Origin of the sequence: Delftia tsuruhatensis NBRC 16741, from assembly GCF_001571325.1 — a bacterium.
Classification (GTDB): Bacteria; Pseudomonadota; Gammaproteobacteria; order Burkholderiales; family Burkholderiaceae_C; genus Comamonas; species Comamonas tsuruhatensis.
The window spans coordinates 88,926-110,147 of record NZ_BCTO01000013.1 but is presented as its reverse complement, the minus strand read 5'-3'; the positions used below and the strand labels follow the sequence as shown (position 1 = coordinate 110,147).

The 21,222-nt window shown below is 69.1% G+C and carries 18 protein-coding genes; 9 read left to right on the top strand and 9 right to left on the bottom strand.

All coding sequences use genetic code 11. The annotated features are described in order from the left end of the window. The first annotated feature begins 288 nt into the window (after positions 1-288). A complete protein-coding gene (locus DTS01S_RS05805; RefSeq protein WP_017404366.1) occupies positions 289-1,197 on the top strand; it encodes an AEC family transporter in 909 nt (302 codons plus the stop codon). Positions 1,198-1,218: 21 nt separating this feature from the next. Here DTS01S_RS05805 and DTS01S_RS05800 read toward each other — a convergent pair whose 3' ends face one another. Next, the gene (locus tag DTS01S_RS05800) at positions 1,219-2,112 is read right to left on the bottom strand and encodes a LysR family transcriptional regulator (protein ID WP_016447656.1); all 894 of its coding nucleotides are present in this window, start codon (positions 2,110-2,112) and stop codon (positions 1,219-1,221) included. A gap of 231 nt (positions 2,113-2,343) precedes the next feature. On the opposite strand from DTS01S_RS05800, the gene DTS01S_RS05795 reads away from it, so the two are divergent. Together DTS01S_RS05795 and speB are read left to right on the top strand one after the other, a co-directional pair. Next, on the top strand, positions 2,344-3,732 hold the full coding sequence (locus tag DTS01S_RS05795) for a sodium:solute symporter (RefSeq protein WP_016447657.1): 1,389 nt from the start codon (positions 2,344-2,346) through the stop codon (positions 3,730-3,732). A gap of 14 nt (positions 3,733-3,746) precedes the next feature. After that, entirely contained in the window at positions 3,747-4,817 is a 1,071-nt protein-coding gene (speB, locus tag DTS01S_RS05790; protein ID WP_016447658.1) for an agmatinase, read from the top strand. On the opposite strand, the gene DTS01S_RS05785 is transcribed toward speB, so the two are convergent. The 4 genes from DTS01S_RS05785 to queG all read right to left on the bottom strand — a co-directional run bounded on the left by DTS01S_RS05785 (position 4,814) and on the right by queG (position 10,292). Continuing rightward, complete coding sequence (locus tag DTS01S_RS05785; RefSeq protein ID WP_174538862.1) at positions 4,814-5,839, bottom strand: helix-turn-helix transcriptional regulator; 1,026 nt, start codon at positions 5,837-5,839, stop codon at positions 4,814-4,816. The two genes, speB and DTS01S_RS05785, sit on opposite strands and share 4 nt — an antisense overlap. Positions 5,840-6,063: 224 nt before the next feature. After that, positions 6,064-6,855, bottom strand: coding sequence for a GGDEF domain-containing protein (locus DTS01S_RS31135; RefSeq protein WP_254787849.1), 792 nt, complete (start codon positions 6,853-6,855; stop codon positions 6,064-6,066). Further along, positions 6,786-9,110 (bottom strand): PAS domain-containing protein, encoded by a 2,325-nt coding sequence (locus DTS01S_RS05780; RefSeq protein ID WP_254787847.1) that lies wholly within the window; start codon positions 9,108-9,110, stop codon positions 6,786-6,788. Before DTS01S_RS05780 ends, DTS01S_RS31135 begins: the two co-directional genes overlap by 70 nt. Before the next feature lie 126 nt (positions 9,111-9,236). After that, on the bottom strand, positions 9,237-10,292 hold the full coding sequence (gene queG, locus DTS01S_RS05775; RefSeq protein WP_034347671.1) for a tRNA epoxyqueuosine(34) reductase QueG: 1,056 nt from the start codon (positions 10,290-10,292) through the stop codon (positions 9,237-9,239). Between the two features lie 12 nt (positions 10,293-10,304). On the opposite strand from queG, the gene tsaE reads away from it, so the two are divergent. The 3 genes from tsaE (at position 10,305) to DTS01S_RS05760 (ending at position 12,761) form a co-directional block, all read left to right on the top strand. Beyond that, entirely contained in the window at positions 10,305-10,832 is a 528-nt protein-coding gene (tsaE, locus tag DTS01S_RS05770) for a tRNA (adenosine(37)-N6)-threonylcarbamoyltransferase complex ATPase subunit type 1 TsaE (protein ID WP_016447663.1), read from the top strand. Beyond that, positions 10,829-12,325, top strand: a complete 1,497-nt coding sequence (locus tag DTS01S_RS05765; protein ID WP_061287429.1) for an N-acetylmuramoyl-L-alanine amidase — start codon at positions 10,829-10,831, stop codon at positions 12,323-12,325. The genes tsaE and DTS01S_RS05765 overlap by 4 nt, the downstream gene beginning before the upstream one ends. A gap of 211 nt (positions 12,326-12,536) precedes the next feature. Next, on the top strand, positions 12,537-12,761 hold the full coding sequence (locus DTS01S_RS05760) for a glycine zipper domain-containing protein (RefSeq protein ID WP_016447665.1): 225 nt from the start codon (positions 12,537-12,539) through the stop codon (positions 12,759-12,761). A gap of 85 nt (positions 12,762-12,846) precedes the next feature. On the opposite strand, the gene DTS01S_RS05755 is transcribed toward DTS01S_RS05760, so the two are convergent. Next, entirely contained in the window at positions 12,847-13,497 is a 651-nt protein-coding gene (locus tag DTS01S_RS05755) for a DedA family protein (RefSeq protein ID WP_016447666.1), read from the bottom strand. Positions 13,498-13,770: 273 nt separating this feature from the next. Here DTS01S_RS05755 and DTS01S_RS05750 point away from each other — a divergent pair, with 273 nt between their 5' ends. Continuing rightward, positions 13,771-14,061 (top strand): glycine zipper 2TM domain-containing protein, encoded by a 291-nt coding sequence (locus DTS01S_RS05750; RefSeq protein WP_016447667.1) that lies wholly within the window; start codon positions 13,771-13,773, stop codon positions 14,059-14,061. 172 nt (positions 14,062-14,233) lie between these two features. Then, positions 14,234-16,279 carry a DNA mismatch repair endonuclease MutL gene (gene mutL / locus DTS01S_RS05745; protein WP_061287428.1) on the top strand — a complete coding sequence of 682 codons (2,046 nt, stop codon included), beginning with the start codon at positions 14,234-14,236 and terminating at the stop codon, positions 16,277-16,279. 16 nt (positions 16,280-16,295) lie between these two features. On the opposite strand, the gene DTS01S_RS05740 is transcribed toward mutL, so the two are convergent. Both DTS01S_RS05740 and DTS01S_RS05735 read right to left on the bottom strand, forming a co-directional pair. Continuing rightward, complete coding sequence (locus DTS01S_RS05740) at positions 16,296-17,300, bottom strand: Bug family tripartite tricarboxylate transporter substrate binding protein (protein WP_061287427.1); 1,005 nt, start codon at positions 17,298-17,300, stop codon at positions 16,296-16,298. Between the two features lie 52 nt (positions 17,301-17,352). After that, complete coding sequence (locus DTS01S_RS05735) at positions 17,353-18,576, bottom strand: M20 aminoacylase family protein (protein ID WP_061287426.1); 1,224 nt, start codon at positions 18,574-18,576, stop codon at positions 17,353-17,355. Positions 18,577-18,692: 116 nt separating this feature from the next. On the opposite strand from DTS01S_RS05735, the gene DTS01S_RS05730 reads away from it, so the two are divergent. Beyond that, on the top strand, positions 18,693-19,712 hold the full coding sequence (locus DTS01S_RS05730; RefSeq protein WP_016447671.1) for a LysR family transcriptional regulator: 1,020 nt from the start codon (positions 18,693-18,695) through the stop codon (positions 19,710-19,712). Positions 19,713-19,719: 7 nt separating this feature from the next. Here DTS01S_RS05730 and DTS01S_RS05725 read toward each other — a convergent pair whose 3' ends face one another. Continuing rightward, positions 19,720-21,201, bottom strand: a complete 1,482-nt coding sequence (locus DTS01S_RS05725) for an efflux transporter outer membrane subunit (RefSeq protein ID WP_061287425.1) — start codon at positions 21,199-21,201, stop codon at positions 19,720-19,722. Between the last annotated feature and the right edge of the window lie 21 nt (positions 21,202-21,222).

The window sequence follows — 21,222 nt, the reverse complement described above, 5'->3', positions numbered from 1 at the left end:
TTCATGGACATCCGCAAGGCCGTGCCTGCGGATGGATGGTCTGCGAAACGGAGGCTCGCAAACGCTGCCACGGAACAGCCATGTTGGGGCCTGGAGCCCGCTGCGCGCTTGACGGTCGTCAGGACCTGCGCTTTCGGATCGGCTGTGTGGACCCCAGCGATGCTAAGGCCCGGGGCCCGGTTGTCACAGTTTGTCGCAGCACTGATTTCCCGGTGTTTACCCCTAGCCTCGCGCCATGGTTTCTCGGGAGACGCGGCGACTGCGGGGTTGCGCTTATGCTCAGCCCCCGTGAACTACGCCGTGCTGCTCTTCCCCGATTTTTCGCTCATCGTGCTTGGCTACGTGCTGTGCCGCTTCACACAGCTCAATCGCACGGTATGGCAGGCGGTGGAGGCGCTGGTGTACTACCTGCTGTTCCCGGTGCTGCTGTTCCACTCCATCGTCAAGAGCCCGGTGGACTGGGGTGCCACCTCCCACTTGCTGGCCGCTGGCGTATGTGCGGCCCTGGTCGGCATCGGCCTGGCCTACAGCCTGCCCTGGTGGCCGGGCCTGCGCGGCCGGATCGACACACGCGAGCATGCCGGCGCCGTGCAGGTGGCGTTTCGCTTCAACTCCTTCATCGGCCTGGCGCTGGCCAGCCGTCTGGCGGGGCCTGAGGGCCTGCTGTTCATCTCGGTGCTGATCGGCGTGAGCGTGCCGCTGTGCAATATCGCGGCCGTCTGGCCCATGGCGCGCGGCAGCAACCAGCACTTCCTGGGGCAACTGGTGCGCAATCCGCTGATCGTGGGCACGCTGTCGGGCCTGGTGTTCAGCGCGCTGGGGCTGAAGCTGCCCGCGCTGCTCGAGCCGTCAGTCTCCCGCATAGGCGCAGCCTCCATCGCGCTGGGCCTGATGTCGGCCGGCGCCGGCATGCAGTTCGGCGCGCTGGCCGCCGGCAAGCTGCTGGCCGTGTGCCTGCTGGCCGTGCGGCATCTGGTGCAGCCGCTGATCGCCTATGCCATGGTGCGGGCATTTGGCCTCAGCGGTGCGCAGGCGCTGATCCTCATGGCCTTCTCGGCTCTGCCCACCGCATCGTCGTGCTATGTGCTGGCCGCGCGCATGGGCTACAACGGCTCGTATGTGGCGGGGCTGGTCACGCTGTCCACGCTGCTGGGCGTGCTCAGCCTGCCGTTTGCGCTGAGCCTGCTGCAGTTCTGATGCCGCTGTGCCGCGGCGCCCCTACAGCACGGCACGCATGTCGTCCGTGAAGGCGGCCGTGATGTCGTCCTGGCGTGCGCGCTTCCTGGCCACCATGGTGATGTCCACGTCATAGCTGAAGAGGGATTCGTCCAGCGCATGCAGCAGGCCGGCAGCCACATAGGGCGCTGCGTAATGTTCTGGCAGGTAGCCCAGGTGGGCGCCTGACAGGATGAGGATGGCGGCCGCCTCCATGTTGTCCGCCTCCGAGGTGACATGGCGCGGGCGCCCCGTCAGCGGTGCCTGCGGCAGTGGATAGGTGCGCCAGGTCCAGTCGGCTTCGCCCGCCTCCTGCGCGCCGATGCGGCCCGCGCGCGCGGCAAAGGGATGGCTGGCGCTGCAATAGGCCACCTGCCTTTCGCTGAACAGCCGCGTGTATTCCAGCGCCGGGGCGCGGTGCAGGAAATAGCCCACGGCGACCTGCAGCTCATCGCGCAGCAGCATTTCCTCCAGCTCGCGCGGCCCGCGCACCAGCACAGACAGGCGCACGGCCTCGTCGCGCTGGCGAAAGCGCTGTATGGCCCGCCCCATCAACGCGTTGTATTCCGTGGGTGCATTGCCGATCAGGCCGATGGCCAGGCTGCCGACCAGTTGCCTGTGCATGTTGCGCGCCTGCGCGCTGAATCCTTCCAGGCCCTGCAGCGCAGCGCGGGCCAGGTCGACGAAGCGCCGGCCCTTGGCCGTCAGGCGAAAGCCGCCGCGCCCGCGCTCGCACAGGCTGAACCCCAGGCGTGTCTCCAGCGTGGACAGCTGGCTGCTGAGCGTGGACTGCCCCACGCCAAGAATGGCCTGCGCAGCCGATACACCGCCCGCGTCGACGATGGCCAGAAAAACGCGCAGCAGCCGCAGGTCGAGATCTGAAACGGTATGGAGCATGGGGTTTTCACTCAGCAAAGATCGATGTTCATCGATGTTTGTAGATGGAACTTGAAATGGATGCAAGCCCGGCTGCTGTCTAGCATTCACGGCTGTTGCGGCGCGCTTCGGTTCACCGGAGCACGCCGCCAGCGCAGAACAAGAGGGGCGGTCCGTGACATTCACTTGCGTGAATACCGCTGTTTCAGAAGGACCCTGCACACGGGGTCGGAACAAAAGGGGAGAGAGACCATGGTGCTTGATATCTCGGTGGTAGTGATCTACGCGGCAGCCATGCTGCTGCTGGGCTGGTACGGCATGCGCCGCGCGAAGACGCAGGAGGATTTTCTCGTGGCGGGCCGCAACCTCGGGCCGGGCCTGTACATGGGCACCATGGCTGCCACGGTGATCGGCGGGGCCAGCACGGTGGGCACGGTACGCCTGGGCTACGTGTACGGCATCTCGGGCTTGTGGCTGTGCGCGGCTCTGGGTGCGGGCCTGCTGGTGCTGAACCTGTTCCTGGCCAAGCCCCTGCTCAGGCTGCGCATCTGCACCGTGACCCAGGTGCTGGAGCGGCGCTACAGCGCCCGCACCCAACAGGCCAGCGCACTGGTGATGCTGGCCTATGCTCTGATGCTGGCGGCCACGTCGGTGATCGCCATCGGCACCGTGATGCAGGTGCTGTTCGACCTGCCTCTGTGGATCTCCATCCTGGTGGGCGGTGGCGTCGTGGTCATCTACTCGGCCGTGGGCGGCATGTGGTCGCTGACGCTGACGGACATCGTTCAGTTCGTGATCAAGACCGCGGGCCTGATGCTGATCCTGCTGCCCATCTGCCTGTACCGCGTGGGCGGCTGGGACCAGCTGGTTGCACGGCTGCCTGCGTCCAGCTTCGATGTCACATACATCGGCTGGGACACCATCGCCACCTACTTCGTCATCTATTTCTTCGGAATCATGATCGGCCAGGACGTGTGGCAGCGCGTGTTCACGGCCCGCAGCGAACGCGTGGCCGCCGTGGCGGGCAGCCTCGCCGGCCTGTACTGCGTGGTCTACGGGCTGGTCGGCGCCCTGGTGGGCATGGCGGCGCGGGTGCTGCTGCCGGAACTGGACAATCCCAACAACGCCTTTGCCGCCATCGTGCAGGCCAGCCTGCCGGACGGCGTCCGCGGCCTGGTGATCGCTGCCGCGCTGGCCGCCATGATGTCCACCGCCAGCGCGGCCATGCTGGCGGGCTCCACCGTGCTGGCCGAAGACCTCGTGCCCCTGCTGCGGCAAGGCAAGCCTCTGGCCGATGTGCGCTGGCACCGGCTGCTGACGCTGCTGGTGGGCCTTGCCGTGCTCGGCATCGCCCTGGTGGTGGACGACGTGCTCAACGCCCTGACCACCGCCTACAACCTGCTCGTGGGCGGCATGCTGGTGCCGCTGATCGGCGCCATCTACTGGCGCCGGGCCACCACGGCGGGCGCCATCGCCAGCATGCTGCTGGGCTGCGCCACGGCAGTGGTCTTCATGGTCCGCGACGGATTGGCCGCCAACACGCCGATCTACGCCAGCCTGGCCATGAGCACGGCCAGTTTCATCCTCATCAGCCTGGCGCAGCGCTCGCAGCAGCGCTCCCTGTCGGGCATCCAATCCTGAACCAAGGGACACCCATGACCCTCTTTACTGCAGACAGGCTGGCGGCGCTGCGTGCGCGCTTCGGCGGAGACAACGAGTCCGTCATCCACGATCCGCATTTCCGCACCGTGGCCGCCCACATCATCGACGCCAGCGGCACGCGCAGCGCACCCTACGCAGGCATTCCCACGCTGCTGGATACCCCCATGCACCCCATGGACTGGAGCCGCCCGGACTTCGGCGAACTGCAGGCCGCGCTGATCGGCGTGCCCATGGACCTGGGCATCAGCAACCGCAGCGGCTGCCGCTTCGGGCCCAGGGCGCTGCGCGCGATAGAGCGCGTGGGCCCCTACAACCATGTACTCAGATCCGCGCCCACGCGCGAGCTGCGCGTGGCGGACATCGGCGACGTGCCGCTGTCCAGCCGCTACAGCCTGGAGCAGTCGCACCGCGACATAGAGTCAGCCTTCGCGAAGATCCATGCGGCCGGCGTGATTCCGCTGTCTGCAGGCGGAGACCACTCCATCACCCTGCCCATACTGCGCGCGCTGGGCCGCGACCGGCCACTGGCCCTGGTCCACTTCGATGCCCACTGCGATACTGGCGGCCCCTTCGACGGCAGCCGCTTCCACCACGGCGGCCCCTTTCGCCAGGCCGTGCTGGATGGCGTGCTCGACCCCACGCGGACCATACAGATCGGCATACGCGGTGCGGCCGAATATCTCTGGGAGTTTTCCTATGAGTCGGGCATGACGGTGATCCACGCAGAGGACCTTCCCGCCCTGGGGGTGGACGGCGTCATTGCCCGCGCACGCGAGGTGGTGGGCGATGCGCCCGTCTACGTCTCCTTCGACGTCGACTGCCTGGACCCGGCCTTTGCGCCCGGCACGGGCACGCCCGAGGTGGGAGGCCTGACGGTGCGCGAAGCCCAGGCCATGGTGCGCGGCCTGGCCGGCATCCACATCGTGGGCGGTGACGTGGTCGAGGTCTCGCCCGCCTACGACGCCACCACCAACACCGCCCATGCGGGCGCGCAGATGCTGTTCGAAATCCTCAGCCTGATCTGCGCACGCCACGCCGACCGAGGCGCCGCAAGCCCTGTCTAGGTGCCCGCCCCGTCCCCGTGCCAGGTGGACGACCCCATGCCCTCCGCCCCCGGCTCACGCAGCAGCTCCAGCGGCGTGCTGCCGTAGCGTGCCCTGAAGCGCCGGGAAAAATGCGCGAGCGAGTTGAAGCCGCAGCGCTGCGAGATTTCCGTGACGCCCAGCGTTCCCGGCTTCGCTGCGCGCAGCAGCGCATGGGCGCGCTCCAGTCGATAGTCCATGAGTTCGGCGCTGAGGCTGGTGCCTTCGCGCGACAGCCGCGATTGCAGCGAGCGCACGGAAAGTCCCAGCCTCGATGCCACGCGCTCCGGCCCCAGCGCCGGGTCCGGATATTGGCGGGCGATCAATTGGCGCACCCGGCACAACAGCACGTGCATGGGCGCGTCAGGCCGGGCTGCAGCCCTTTCGGCCCCGGCCTGCAGCACGGTCTTCAAGGTGTTGATGACCAGATCGGAAAGCTGCGCGGACTCGCCCTCGGGCAGGGGCGCCTGCCATGCATGGATCAGTTGCATCTGCTGGACGAGCAGCTGCAACGACGCGCAGTCAGGCAGGCTGCGTGCCAGCAGTTGCGAAGCCATGCCTGCGCACGAATCGATCAGCGCCAGCGGCACGGCCAGCACAAGCAGGTCCACGGCTTCGTCCTGCCAGATGCGGTAGCCGCACCGCTCGTCCAGCAGGAACAGTTGGCCGGGCTGCGCATGCGACTCGCCGCCCGCAACCGCCGCGCCCGGCCCATCGAGCGCAGACACCCGGGCTCGGCCCTTGAGGTAGAGCAGGCACAGCAGGCTGGCCGGGCTCGCGCGCTGGCAACCCGCCTGCAGGCGCTGCATGCCGTGGCCCGCCGCCATCTGGATGCGGTTGAACACCACCGCGCCCACGCCACGCGATGTGAGCACGGCCTCGAAGCGCTCGGGCCGCGCCACCAGGGGCGTGTGCGGCATCTGCGCCTCACGGCTGGCATCGCTCCAGAATTGCGCTCGCCCCAGGGGGGCGACATGCATCGTGGACCACCGGTTGTATGTCATACATTCCTCGCCCGGCGCGCAGCGCGCGGCCTGTTTTTGTGAGGGGCTGTGCGGGGAAGTCGATCGCGCCCCGGGGACTCGGGCAGACGGACCGACGACAGGGCCACGCGGCAGCATGAACCCTGGATTTTCGGGACTCCGGCGCCATCAGGCCATTGGACCATTCTGAAAATCGGCAGTCGACCGGGATGAATTCCTAGGCCGTTGCGCCAAAGCGGCCCGGATCACCGCGCGATGGCTGGCAGCCGCTCGCTCCACAGCGTGGACTGGTTGCGGCCATTGCGCTTGGAGTAGTACAGCGCCGCATCGGCCCGCTCCAGGCAGCCCTGGGCCGATGCATCGCTGCGCTGCAGCTCGTACACGCCCAGGCTGATGGTGATGTGCAGGTCTCCGGCCTTGCCCGCATCGATGGCCTGCCCGGCAATGGCTTCGCGCAGGCTTTCGGCGCGCCGCAGGCCCACCTCCGCATTGGTGTCGGACAGCAGCACGGCGAATTCCTCGCCGCCCAGCCGTCCCACCATGTCTTCCCTGCGCATCTCCTGCGCCACCGAGGCCAGCAGTTCCTTGAGCACGATGTCGCCCACCGCGTGGCCGTAGCCGTCGTTCACCTGCTTGAAGTGGTCTATGTCCAGCATGATCAGCGTGGAATGCGCGACCAGGCCGCTGCGCAGATGGTCCAGCTCCATCGCCAGCCGCTCCAGGAAGGCGCGGCGGTTGGGAATGCCCGTCAGCGCATCGGTCAGCGCCAGCGTTTCCAGCTGGGATTCGCGCTGCTGCCTCTCCGTCGCATCGTGGAAGACCCAGCAATGGCCGATGGAGCGGTCGCCGTCGCGCAGCTGCATGCCCTCGATCTCCACATAGTGGCCATCGGGCAGCGCATGCAGGGAGCGGCCGGCCACGGGCCCTGCGCTGAGCACGTCCGCCACCGACGCCGGCAGCAGCTGGATCAGCGCCGGCATGCCCAGCCCCACAAGGGCGGCAGGCGCCATGTCCAGTTGCAGGGCAGCGGCCAGCATGCGGTTGGCCGCCAGCACCTGGCGGCCCTGCGCGTCGGTGACCAGGATGCCTGCGCGTCGGTGACCAGGATGCCTGCGGGAAAGCGGTCGATGATGGCCTCCAGCCGGTGCTGGGTCTCGGCCAGCGCGGTCTCGGCGCGCCGGCGCGCATCGGTGTCGATCATGGTCCAGATGACGCGGCCATCGTCCTCGTCGGGGTCCAGCAGCGAGCCCTGCATGTCGAACCAGTGGTCCGAGCCCGACGGCATGCGCAGGATCCATTCCGTGCGCACCGTGCCGCGTGCGTTGAGCTGCCCGTACAGCTGGCCGAAGCGTTCGAAACTCTCGTCGCTGACATGCAGCGAGCGCAGGTTCACGCCACCGGGCAGCCGCTCCGTCTCGATCTGGAAGGTCTGCGCCGCGCGCTCGTTGGCATAGAGGATTTCGCGCTGGGGACCGGCCATCACGATGAGGGCGCTGCCCCGGTCCAGCAAGGCCTTGATCAGGCGGGACTGCTCCACGCGCTGCTGTATGTCGGTGTGCGTGCCCAGCATGCGCACGGGCTTGCCGTCGGCATCGCGCTGGGTGATCTCGCCGCGCGACTCCACCCACAGCCAGCTGTCGGCCGAGCCGCGCAGCCGCATCTCCACACGGAAGTCGGCACCGGCCTCGGCATGGCGCTGCAGCCGCGCCAGCACGCGCGCCCTGTCCGAGGGATGGACCATCGCGCAGAAGGCGTCGTAGTTCATGGGGAACTGGCCTGGCTCGAAGCCCAGCATCTGGTAGCAGCGCGCATCCCACTCCACATGGCCGCTGCGGCAGTCCCACTCCCACAGGCCGTCACGCACGGCACCCACCGTCAGGCGCAGGCGCTCCTCGCTGTGGCGTATGGATTCCTGTATGGCCTGGTCCTGCGTGACGTCGTGCACATAGCCATGCCACAGCAGCGAGCCGTCTTCCTCCTGCTGCGGCCGGGCGTGGCCGTGCAGCCAGCGCAGCTCGCCTCCAGGCCCGTAGACGCGGTATTTGTGCTCCCAGACATCCTTGCGCCCCACGCTGTCCTGCACCGAGGTCGCCAGGGCGGGCAGATCCTCGGGGTGCACGCGCTTGAGCAGTTCATGGTCGGCGAACCGGACGGCGTCGGCCCTTGCGCCATGCAGCTCGAAGAACCCCGGGCTGGTGAAGGGGAACTGGAACTGGCCATCCGCGCCGATGCGGAACTGGAACAGCCCCCCGGGCACCTCCTGCGCCAGCCGCGCGAAGCGCCGCTCGCCCTGCAGCCGCATGCGCTCGCTGAGCTGGCGCTGGCGCGCCAGCCACAGCGTCAGCAGTACGGCCAGCAGCAGCACCGCCGTGCCTATGCCATTGCGCAGCAGGCCGCGCTCCAGCGATTCCTCCAGCGATTCGAAGATGGCCTTCTTGTCCAGCCCTGCGCTGACGATCAGCGGATAGCCCTCCACCCTGCTCCAGGCATACATGCGCAGCACGCCATCGACCGAGGACTCGGCCTCGTAGGTGCCGCGCTCCATGGCCGGCGCGAACTGTGACACGCGCACATCGGAGACCGAACGCCCCATCACCTCGTCCTGTCCCTGAGAGCGCGCCAGATAGACACCGTCGGTGCGCAGCAGCAAGATCACGTCCTTGGCGCCATCGAAGATGGACTGGAAATACCCCGAGATGTAGTCGGGCGACAGCGACAGCACCAGCACGCCCGAGAAGCGCCCCTGGCGGTACAGCGCGCGGCTCAGCTGTATGGTCCATTTATGGGAGACGCGCCCCTGCACGGGCCGGCCGATGAACATCCCCATGGTCTCGCGGTTGGCATGGACCTGGAAATGCTCCCGGTCGCGGATCGAGACCTTGGCGGCCCGGGTCTGCGCATCCTGCTGCAGATTGGAGTAGACGATGTCCCCGCTCTCGTCGGCCACGGCGATCTGCAGGAAGGTGCCGGCCGGATAGGCATCGAAGGTGGTCTGCACGGCATGCTGAAAGACGTCGGCCTCGCCATCGGCAAAGTCGGACTCCAGGCCGCGCATGGTGTAGTCCAGGCCGGACAGCAAGGTCTGCACCTGCACCGAAACCGCATGCGACATCTGCCCCACGCGCAGCCAGGACTGGGCTTCGGTGAAGTTTCGCTGCGTGCGATGGCTGTCCACCAGCACCGTCCAGTACGCCACCGTGGCCAGCAGCACGCAGCACAGGCCTACCCAGACGGCCACGGCGGTCTGGGTGAGAGGTTCGGCGTTCAGCAGACGGAAAGGCTTTGCGCGCATATCGAACACCATGTTGAGTCACACAGACCCCGCGCCCTCAGGGGCGGTGGCCCGCAACAGGCCGCCGGGGAGCCCTCAGACTGAGCGCAACAATTGTTTCACACACCAGCGCCCCGGCTTATCAGCTCAATCCGATCTTTGCGACAGTGCCCAGGCCACATGCTCGCGCACCATGGCGTCGGGATGTTCGGCGCGGCTGGCCAGCGCCTGGCGCAGTGCCGTATCGCCGGTTTCACGCCAGGCGTTTCCCAGCGCCACGGCCACGTTGCGCAGCCAGCGCGCATGGCCTATGCGCCGGATGGGGCTGCCTTCGGTCAGGCGCAGGAAGGTCGCCTCGTCCCAGGCGAAGAAGTGCACCAGCTGCCCGCCAGCCAGGATCTCGCGCGCATCGAAATCAGGCAGGCGGCTGGGCTGGGCAAACTTGTTCCAGGGGCAGGCCAGCTGGCAGTCGTCGCAGCCGTAGATGCGATTGGCCATCAGCGGCCGCAACTCCTCGGGAATGGCGCCCGCATGCTCGATGGTCAGGTAGGAGATGCAGCGCCGCGCATCCACCCGGTGCGGCGCCACGATGGCGCCCGTGGGGCAGGCCGTGATGCAGGCCGCGCAGCTGCCGCAGTGCGCGGTCACCGGCGCCGTGGGCGCCAGCGCCAGGTCCACATAGATCTCGCCCAGGAAGAACATGGAGCCTGCCTCGCGGTTGAGCACCAGCGTGTGCTTGCCACGCCAGCCCTGGCCGCTGCGCCGGGCCAGCTCGGCCTCCAGCACGGGAGCGGAATCGGTGAAGGCGCGGTGGCCGAAGGGGCCGACCTCCTGGGCGATGCGCTCTGCCAGCTTCTGCAGCCGGTTGCGCAGCACCTTGTGGTAGTCGCGGCCCCGGGCATAGACGGAGACGATGCCCTCGGCGGGCCGCTGCAGCCTCTCCCACTCCATGGCCTGCCAGGCGCCGGGCGCGTCGGCGGGCGTGTCGCGCGGCAGGTAGTCCATGCGGGCCGTGATCACGCTCACGGTGCCCGGCACCAGCTCGGCAGGCCGCGCGCGGCGCAGTCCGTGGGCCTGCATATAGTCCATCTCGCCATGGAACCCCTGGGCCAGCCACTGCATCAAACCCGGCTCCGCAGACGACAAATCCACGCCAGCCACGCCAATTTGGGAAAATCCCAGTTCGCGGGCCCAGCCTTGCATCAAAGGAACCAATTGACTGCTGCACAACATACTCCCTCGATTGTAGAAAGCGCCCGGCCGCAGGATGCGGAAACTGCGGGCCATCGCTGGATATGGGGCAGCGAGGAAGACACGCAGCGGTTTGCGCAGCAGCTCGCGGACCATCCGGCGCTGCGCAATGCCTACGTCACGCTGCACGGCGACCTGGGCGCCGGCAAGACCACGCTGGTGCGGCACTGGCTGCGCGCACTGGGCGTGCAGGGCCGCATCAAAAGCCCCACCTATGCCGTGGTGGAGCCGCACGAGGCGCCGGGCCTGTCCATCTGGCATTTCGACTTCTACCGCTTCGACGATCCGCGCGAGTGGGAGGATGCAGGATTTCGCGATATTTTCGCCAGCCCCGGTCTCAAGCTGGCAGAATGGCCCGAAAAGGCCGCAGCGCTTACGCCTGCGGCAGATATAGCTATTCATATCGAAGCAATCGACGAGACGCAGCGCCAGGTGAGCCTGATCGCCGGCACGCCCGTCGGACGCGCCGTGATCGAAGCACTCAAGGCATGAGCGACGCCCAATCCTTCTCCTATCCGTCCGGCCTGTCGCGCCGCAACCTGCTGCAGGCGGGCTCCATCGTGCTGCTGCTGGGCCGCCAGCACATTGCGCACGGCGCCACCATCGTGGCCGTGCGCGTCTGGCCTGCGCCAGAGTACACGCGCGTGACCATCGAGTCCGACCGGCCGCTGGCTGCCAAGCAGTTCTTCGTGGACCAGCCGCCTCGGCTGGCCGTGGACATCGAAGGCATCGACCTCAATCCCGCGCTGCGCGAGCTGGTCGCCAAGGTGCGCTCCGACGACCCCAACATCGCATCCATCCGCGTGGGCCAGAACTCGCCCAGCGTGGTGCGCCTGGTGATCGATCTCAAGCAGCCCGCCAAGCCCCAGGTCTTCACCCTGCAGCCGGTGGCGGCCTACAAGCACCGGCTGGTGTTCGACCTGTACCCGGCCAAGGCCGTGGACCCGCTGGAGGCGCTGATCAGCGAGCGCCTGCGCGATGCCTCCGGCGACGACACCGCCGTGGCGTCGGCACCTCCACCACCTCCTGCACCCGCAATGCCCCGCCCCCCAGGCGCCGCGGCGCCGGCCCCCGACCCCCTGGGCGACCTGATCGCCCAGCACAGCGGCGGCCCGGGCGGCAAGACGCCTGCGCCGCCGCCTGCCGTGATCGCGCAGGCGCCGGCTCCCGCGGCTGCGCCGCGTCCTCCTGCCCCAGCGCCTGCGCCCGTTCCGGCCCCTGCCCCCATTGCCGCGCCCAACATCGCCACCTCGCGCCAGACCGACCGCATCATCATCGTGGCGCTGGACCCGGGCCACGGCGGCGAGGACCCCGGCGCCACCGGCCCCAGCGGCACGCGCGAGAAGGATGTGGTGCTCAAGATCGCCCACCTGCTGCGCGACCGCATCAACAACACCCGCATCGGCGGCAGCCCCATGCGCGCCTTCATGACGCGCGACGCCGACTTCTTCGTGCCGCTGGCCACCCGCGTCGAGAAAGCCCGGCGCGTTCAGGCCGACCTTTTCATCAGCATCCATGCCGATGCCTTCACCACGCCAGCTGCGCGTGGCGCCAGCGTCTTTGCGCTCAGCGACAAGGGCGCCTCCAGCACGGCCGCGCGCTGGCTGGCCAACAAGGAAAACCAGTCCGACCTCGTGGGCGGGCTGAACATGGGCTCGCAGGACCAGCACGTGCAGCGCATGCTGCTGGACATGAGCACCACGGCCCAGATCAAGGACAGCCTCAAGCTCGGCGGCGCCCTGCTGGGCGAGATCGGCAACATGGCCAAGCTGCACAAGCCGCGCGTGGAGCAGGCCGGCTTTGCCGTGCTCAAGGCGCCCGACATCCCCAGCGTGCTGGTGGAGACCGCCTTCATCAGCAACCCCGAGGAAGAAGCCCGGCTGCGCAGCAGCGCCTACCAGGTGCAGCTGGCCGACGCGCTGATGCGCGGCATCCGCAACTACTTCGCGCACAACCCGCCGCTGGCCCGCAGCCGCTCCGTCTGAGCCGCGAGGGTTGCCACAGGCACGGCGGCATGCCGTCCGCCGCCGCTGTCGGACAGGCAGGACCGGACGCTTCCAAACCGCCCGGCCCCAGCTCGGGCAACTCTCCTACCACGGCCGCAGGCCGTGAATGAGAGCATGCCAACATGTTCCACACAATGCTTGCGCCACCATCCATCCGCCGAAGCAACGCAGGCCACGACAGGAGATGAACATGAAGACACGCCTTTATTCCATTGCCGCCGCTGCCGCCATTGCCTTGTTCTCTGCCGGCTGTTCCACCAACCCCAGCAACGCCCAGATCGGTACCGGCGTCGGCGCCGTGGCCGGTGGTGTGGTGGGTGACGCACTGTTCGGCAGCACGCTGGGCACCGTGGGCGGCGCAGCCGCCGGCGCACTCATCGGCAACGAGGTGGGCAAGCGCAACGACCGCCGCTGACCGCTGCCGCCGCCGTTCGGCCACTGAACGAAAAAGCCCCTTGCGCCATCACGGCGCAAGGGGCTTTTTGCTGGGCGCTGAAGGCTCAGGAAGCCGTCTTGGGCGCGCGGCCCGCGCGCCATGCGCCGAAGATGGCGATCAGGCCCGGCACCAGGATCAGGCCCCAGATGATCTTCTCCAGGTTCTCGCGCACCCAGGGCAGGTTGCCGAAGAAATAGCCGGCGGCGCTGATGCCGAACACCCAGACAATGGCTCCGCCCACGTTGAAGGCCGTGAACTTGCCCCGGTCCATGGCAGCCACACCGGCCACGAAGGGGGCAAAGGTGCGGATGAACGGCATGAAGCGCGCCAGCACGATGGTGATGCCGCCGTAGCGCTCGTAGAACGCATGGGCCTGGTCGAAGGCACGCCGGTTGAACCAGCGCGAATCCTCCCACTGGAACACCTTGGGCCCTATGTAGCGGCCTATGGTGTAGTTGCACTGGTCGCCCAGCACGGCCGCCACCAGCAGCACGGTGCAGGCGATCGAATAGTCCATCAGCCCCACGCCGCACAGCGCGCCGACGATGAACAGCAGCGAGTCGCCGGGCAGAAAGGGCATGACCACCACGCCCGTCTCCACGAAGACGATGAGAAACAGCAGCGCGTACACCCAGGGTCCATAGGCCACGACGAAGGCCTCCAGGTGCTTGTCTATGTGCAGGATGAAGTCGATCAGGAACTGAATGATTTCCAAAAGAAGGTCCTCCGCGGCGGGCGCCGCACCGGCCCGTACTGTACTTCGCCGGCATGCCCCCACAGCCGAGCCAGAGCCGATCGCACCGCCGCGCACACCGGCGCTTGCATGGAACTACAAATGCTTGGAATCGCGCCTGTTTTGTTACACAACTTGATAAAACTCTACGAAAAACTCACGAGTGCGTCAGCTTTTTGCAGGCAAAGTCCTTGCATGCCGTCGGCACCGCCGGCCCGGCCTCACCACCATCATCAGGACAAAAGGAAGCAAGCCATGAACAAGACCCTTCGCACCTTCGAGCGCATGACTGAACGCAAGTCGGGCACCACCATGGGCCGCAGCCTGGCCGTCGCCGCCCTTGTGGCCGGCTCGCTGGCCCTGGGCGGCTGCGCCCACCGTCCCAACAACGCGCAGCTGGGCACGGGCGTGGGTGCCGTGGCCGGTGGCGTGCTGGGCAGTGCCCTGTTCGGCACCACGCTGGGAACCGTGGGCGGCGCGGCCGCCGGTGCGCTGGTCGGCAACCAGATGGGCAGCAACAGCGACCGCGCCGGCCGCCGCCGCTGAGGCCGCGCGGCCCCGTCCGCTCTCATCAAAGAGTGCCCCCGGCTCTGGCCTTTGTGGCCGGGGACGCCTCTTGGAGCCGCCTGTGCGGCTCCTTTTTTTGCGCGTGCCCAAGGCACTCCGACCCCATTCCCACAGGCCTCAAGCGGTGGATGCGAGCCCCTAGAATTGCCCTGTGAACGCATCCACCCCCTCCCCCGACACCCTTCCCCGCCGCCCCATCCGTGACCTGCCCGACGAGCTGATCAGCCAGATCGCGGCCGGCGAAGTCGTCGAGCGTCCTGCCTCGGTGGTGCGCGAACTCGTGGACAACGCCCTGGATGCCGGTGCCCGCCAGATCAACGTGCGGCTGCTGGCCGGCGGCGTGCGGCTGATCTCGGTGGAGGACGACGGCGGCGGCATCCCGCGCGATGAGCTGCCCGTGGCATTGCGCCGCCATGCCACCAGCAAGATCACCGATCTGCACGATCTGGAGACCGTGGCCACCATGGGCTTTCGCGGCGAGGCGCTGGCGGCCATCTGCTCGGTGTCGGAGGCGTCCATTCTCTCGCGCCCTGCGGGCCAGGACTCGGCCTATCTGCTCGACGCGCGCAGCGGCGAGCTGCGCCCCGCCGCCCGCAACCAGGGCACGACGGTCGAGGTCAAGGAGCTGTTCTTCTCCACCCCGGCCCGCCGCAAATTCCTCAAGAGCGATGCCACGGAGCTGGCCCACTGCATAGAGTCCGTGCGCCGCCATGCCCTGGCCCGGCCCGACGTGGGCTTTGCCATCTGGCACGAAGGCAAGCTGGTCGAGCAGTGGCGTGCCGCCGGCAGCATGTCGGACGAAGCCCTTGCGCGCCGCCTGGGCGATGTGCTGGGCGACGCCTTCGTGCAGAACTCCGTGACCGTGGAGCACTGGTCGGGCGCCGTCCATGTCACGGGCCGCGCGGGCATTCCCGATGCGGCGCGCTCCCGGCCCGACCACCAGTTCTGCTACGTCAATGGCCGCTTCGTGCGCGACAAGGTGCTGACCCACGCCTCGCGCAGCGCCTACGAGGATGTGCTGCACGGCCACAAGCAGCCCGTGTATGCGCTGTATGTGGAGATCGACCCCGCGCGCGTGGACGTGAACGTGCACCCCACCAAGATCGAAGTACGCTTTCGCGACAGCCGCGAGGTGCACCAGGCCGTGCGCCACGCCATAGAGAACGCGCTGGCCGCACCGCGTGCCGCCGCAGCAGCCGCTGCGGCTGCCGAAGAGGCCGCGCGCACGCCCGAGCTTGCGCCCGCCGCTGTGGCAGCGCCGGCCACGGCGCCCAAGGCATCCATGCCCGCCTGGCCCCAGGCCCGCATGAGCTTTGGCGATGAGCAAGGCGGCCACAAGGTCAGCAATATGGCGGGGCTGTGGGCCCCCATGCGCGAGGCCGCAGCCGCAACGGTTGCAAGTCCGGCCCAGGCCTTGGCCGCCGAGCAGCCAGCCGTGCTCGCCGTACCCGCTGTGCCCACTGCTGCCCTGGCCCCCGTCAGCTACGCGCCCCCGGCTTACGCGCCGGCCGTCCAGTCCCCGACTGTTGCCGTTGCCGAGCCTGCTCCTGCGGATTTCTCTGCGCCCCGCACATCATCCGCAGCGGCCCCGGCAGCGTCCGACGAGCCCGTCTGGCCCCTGGGCCGCGCCGTCGCCCAGATCCACGGCGTCTACATCCTGGCCGAGAATGCCCAGGGCATGGTCGTGGTGGACATGCATGCGGCGCACGAGCGCATCGTCTACGAGCAGCTCAAGAATGCCGTCAATGCGGCAGAACAGATCCCCAGCCAGCCGCTGCTGATTCCCGCCACCTTCGCCGCCACGCCCGAGGAAGTGGCCACGGCCGAGGCCCATGGCGACACGCTGCAGGCGCTGGGCATGGAAGTCTCGCCCTTCTCTCCCAAGACGCTGGCCGTGCGTGCCGTGCCCGCCACCCTGGCCCAGGGCGATGCCGTGGAGCTGGCGCGCAGCGTGCTGGCCGAGCTGGCCCAGCACGACGCCAGCACCGTAGTGCAGCGCGCGCGCAATGAGATCCTGGCCACCATGGCCTGCCACGGCGCCGTGCGCGCCAACCGCCGCCTGACGCTGGACGAGATGAACGCCCTGCTGCGCCAGATGGAAGTCACCGAACGCTCCGACCAATGCAACCACGGCCGCCCCACCTGGCGGCAGATGAGCATGAAGGAGCTGGACGCGCTGTTCCTGCGCGGCCGGTAAACCGCCCCGGCGACACTCAGTCGCGCATTTTTGCGAAGGCCGCGAGCTGCTCGTACTTGCGGTCTTCCTCGGCGATCAGGCGCGCCAGGTCCTCGCGGCCCGTGGCCGGCACCATGCCGGCATCTTCCAGGCGCTTGCGCACGGCGGGCTCGGCCAGCGCCTCCTGCAGCGCAGCGGTGATGCGCTGGGCCGTGTCCGCAGGCAGGGCGCGCGGCGCCATCAGCGCAAACCAGCCCACCAATTCATAGCCGCGCAGCGGCGCCAGCTCGGCCATGGCCGGAACCTGGGGCAAGGCGGACAGGCGCTGCGCGCTGGTGACCGCCAGCGGCACGATGCGCCCGCTCTGCAGGAACGGTTGCGCCGCCGTGGGCGAGAGCACGGCCAGGTCCAGGCTGCCGCCCGCCAGGTCGCTGGTCAGCGGCGCCACGCCCCGGTAGGGCACATGGGCGATGGAGATGCCCGCGCGCTGGTTGAGCAGCTCGCCCGCGAAATGCAGGGTCGATCCCACGCCCGAGCTGCCGTAGCTGAGCTTGCCGGGCTGGCGCTTCGCCAGCTCCAGCAAGTCGGCCATGCTCTTCACGCCCAGGCCGGGGCGTGCGGCCAGGATCAGCGGGCTGGTGGCCACCAGGCCCAGCGGCGTGAAATCGCGGCGCCCGTCATAGCGCTGAGCGGGGTTGACGATGCGCGTGGCCACCAGTTCGTTGCTGGCCCCCACCAGCAGCGTGTAGCCATCGGCCGGTGCCGAGGCCACGCGCTGGGCCGCAATGGCGCCGGCCGCCCCGCCCACGTTGTCCACCACCACCGTGCCGCGCAGCCGCGCAGCCAGCCCATCCCCCACCACGCGCGCCGCCAGGTCCACCGATCCACCGCCCGGGTATCCGACGACCAGCTTCAAGGGCTTGGAGGGGAAGCTGCCCTGAGCAGCGGCCGGCAGGACCAGCCCCAGCGCGGCTGCGCCCAGGAGGCTGCGGCGGCTCAGGACCTGGCGGGCCTCGGAGGAGAGAGGAAATGCAGTGCGCATGGTGGCAATCGCAGGTGAAGTCGTGAAAGGAATCCGGTGCGGGCGCGGCGCCTCAGGCGGCGGACAGAAAGCGCCGGGCCAGCTTCACCCAGTAGGTGGCAGCCAGCGGCAGGATGCGGTCGTTGAAGTCGTAGCCGGGGTTGTGGACCATGCAGCCGCCCGTGCCATGGGTGTCGCCCACGCCGTTGCCCACGATCAGGTAGCTGCCCGGGCATTGTTCGAGCATGAAGGAGAAGTCCTCGCTGCCCGTCAGCGGCTGCAGGTCGGGGATCAGCGCCTGCTCGCCCAGCCAGTCGCGCGCCACCTCGCGGGCGAAGGCCGTGCTGGCCGCATCGTTGACCAGGGCCGGATAGCGCCAGCGGTAGTCCACCACGGCCTCGGCCCCCAGCGTGGCGGCCTGGGCATGGGCCAGCGCGGTGATGCGTTCACGCAGCAGGGCACGCACCTCGGGCCGGTAGGCGCGCACGGACAGGCGCAGCTCCACCTCGCCAGGGATCACGTTGGGAGCATCGCCGCCATGGATGGCGCCCACGCTGACCACGGCCATGTCGCGCGGATCGACATTGCGCGAGACCACGGTCTGCAGCGCCAGCACCAGGTGGGCCGCCGCCACCACCGGGTCGGCCGACAGGTGGGGCGCCGAGCCATGGCCGCCCTTGCCGCGCACGGTGATGATCACCGTGTCCGACGAGGCCATGAACGAGCCCTCGCGAAAGCCGAACTGCCCCTCGGCAAAGCCCGGCATGTTGTGCAGCGCAAAGATGGCATCGCAGGGGAAGCGCTCGAACAGGCCGTCCTCCACCATCTTGCGGCCGCCGCCCAGGCCCTCCTCGGCCGGCTGGAAGATCAGGTGCAGCGTGCCGTCGAAGCCGCGTGCCTGGGCCAGCTCGCGCGCGGCGGCCAGCAGGATGGCGGTATGGCCGTCGTGCCCGCAGGCATGCATGCGACCCGCATGGCGGCTGGCGTAGGGCAGGCCGGTCTGCTCGTGGATGGGCAGCGCATCCATGTCGGCGCGCAGGCCCAGCCGGCGCGTGCCCGTACCGCAGCGCAGCGTGCCGACCACGCCCGTGCCTCCCAGCCCTCGATGCACTTCATAGCCCCAGGAGGCCAGGCGCTCGGCCACCAAGTCGCTGGTGGCGAACTCCTCGAAGGCCAGTTCGGGATGGGCATGCAGGTGATGGCGCAGGGCCACCATCTCGGCCTGCGTGGCGCGTATGCCGGGCAGCACCGGATCGGCGGCTTCGGCCGTGGTGGAAACGGGCGGGTCAATGTTCATGCCCGCAGTCTAGGAAGCGTGGGCAGCGGGCGGAAGACCGCCAGCGCCTGCCCTGCCAGGCATTGCCTGTCATCCCCCGGCATGCGCCGATCACAGCAATGGCAGGGATGGCGGCCATGGCACGAAACCTGCAAGATCGGCCCATGCATTCCCAGCCCCACCCCGATGCCGGTCCCGCCATGAAGCTGCACCAGATGCGCTACCTCGTCGCCGTGGCCGGCTGCGGCAGCGTGCGCGCCGCGTCACGCGCGCTGGGCATCACCCAGTCGGCCATCACCCAGGCCCTGCGCGAGCTGGAGGAAGGCCACCGCCTTGCGCTGTTCGAGCGCCAAAGCAGCGGCATCGTCCTCACGCCGGCCGGGCGCACGCTGCTGCGCCATGCCCAGCTGATCACCGGGCAGATGGCCCAGGCCGAGGATGAAATGGCCCGCCTGCGCGACACCTGCGCCGTGGCGCGCCTGTGCGTGGGCGTGACGCCCTGGGTGGGCCAGAGCCTGCTGCCCCATGTGCTGCGCGCCTTCCGCGCCGAACTGCCCCAGGTGCGGCTGGAGCTGTTCGAGGGCCTGTCGGCCGTGGCCCATCCGCGCCTGCGCGAAGGCACGCTGGACCTGCTGATCGGCCGCGTGCCCTCGGGCCCCTCGGGCGGCGACCTGCACGGCACGCCGCTGTTCCGCTATGACGCCACCGTCGTGGCCCGCACGGGCCATCCGCTGGCAGGCGCCCGCTCGCTGGCCGAGCTGATGGACTGCGACTGGCTGCTCAACTACACGCCGCCTGAAGAAGACGACCTGGTGCGGCGCCTGTTCCTGCGCCACGGCCTGCCCGTGCCAGTGGGCCACATCCACCTGGTGCATTCGGCATCGCTGCTGCTGCACCTGATCGCGCACAGCGACATGCTCTCGTTCTGCCCCTGGCCGCTGATCGAATCGGGCGTGCCCCAGGGCACCCTGGTGCCGCTGTCCCTGCGCGAGCAGTTCGAGCCCCACACGGTGGGCGTGGTCCAGCGCGGCCACGGCCCCCTGCCCTGGGTGGCCGAGCGCTTCGTGCACCACCTCATGGAGCAGGTCCACGCCTGCCGCCACAGCCCGGACCCGGTGCTGCAGCGCGTGTTCCGCTCCATTGACGTGCTGGCCTGAGGGTGCCTCAGCGCAACGTGGCCTGGGCCACCGGCACGTTCGCCGATTCACCGGCCGGCACGTCAGCCGGCACATCCCAGCCCCCGCCCAGCGCGCGAATCAGGCCCACGGCGGCCTGGTACTGCGCGGACTTCACCTGCAGCGCCTGGCGGCGGTTGCGCAGTTCGCTGCGGCGCGCATCCAGCAGGTCCAGCTGGCTGACGTAGCCATTGCGGTAGCGCGTGTCCGACAGGCTGGTGGCGCGCTGGGCGGCCACCACGGCCTGGCCCTGCACGGTGGACTGCTCCTGCAGGATGCGGATGGACGACAGCTGGTCCTCCACCTCCTGGAAGGCCACCAGCGCCTGCTGGCGGTAGGCGGCCAGCGCGGCATCGAGCTGCGCGCCTGCGGCCTGCACGCCGGCCTCGCGCCGGCCGCCGTCGAACAGCGGCAGCGACAGCAAGGCGCCCACGCCCCAGGAGCGCATGGACCACTTGAACAGGTCACCGACCTCGGGTGAGGCATGGCCGGCCGCGCCGGTCAGCGAGATGCTGGGGAACCATGCCGTCTTCGCCACGCCCACGCGCGACTGCGCGGCGAACACGGCGCGCTGCGCGGCCGAGATGTCGGGCCGGCGCATCAGCACCGTGGCCGGCACGCCAGCTGGAATAGAAGGCAGAGCCGTGGTCCAGGCGCCTTCGCCCAGGCCGAAGCGCGAGGCCGAGTCGCCCACCAGCACGGCCAGCGCATGCTCGACCTGGGCGCGCTGGCGGTCCAGCGCCAGCGCGTCCGATTCGGTGGCCGACAGCTCGGCCTGGATGCGCGCCACGTCCAGCTCGGCAATGTCGCCGACCTGCAGCCTTCGCTCCGACAGGCGCAGCGTGTCGCGGTAGGCCTCCACGGTCTCGCGCATCAGGGCGCGCTCGGCGTCCAGTGCGCGCAGTTGCAGATAGGTCTGCGCGACCTCGGCCTGCACGGCCAGCCGCGTGCTTTGCAGCAGGGCCTCGCGGCCCTCTGCATCCAGCCGCGATGCGTCGGCCGCCTGGGAAATGCGGCCGAACAGATCGACCTCGTACGACAGGTTCAGCCCCGCATTGACCAGGGTGGCAGGCCGTGTGCCCGAGGCCTTGTCCAGCCCCGCGCCGCGCGTGGCCCCTGCGCCCAGGCCCAGTTGCGGCATGCGCTCGGCATTGGCGCTGCGCGCCAGGGCGCGGGCCTCGGCCAGGCGTGCGGCCGCGGCCTGGATGCTCTGGTTGTCCAGCGTGGCCTTGTCCACCAGCGCGTCCAGCGCCGGGTCGGCAAAGGCCAGCCACCATTGGCCGCGTGCCTGGGCTTCGGCGGGCAGGGCCTGGGTCCAGCCCGCCTGCGGCGCGGCGCCCTGCTCCTTGAAGGCGGGGGCGGCCGGCAGCTCGGGCAGGCTCTGGGACACGCTGGCGCAGCCGGCCAGGGCCAGCGCCGCCACCAGGGGCAGCAGACGCCTGGACAGTTTCGAAAGCGATGGGATCTTCATGATCGGTTCCTGTTCTTGTGG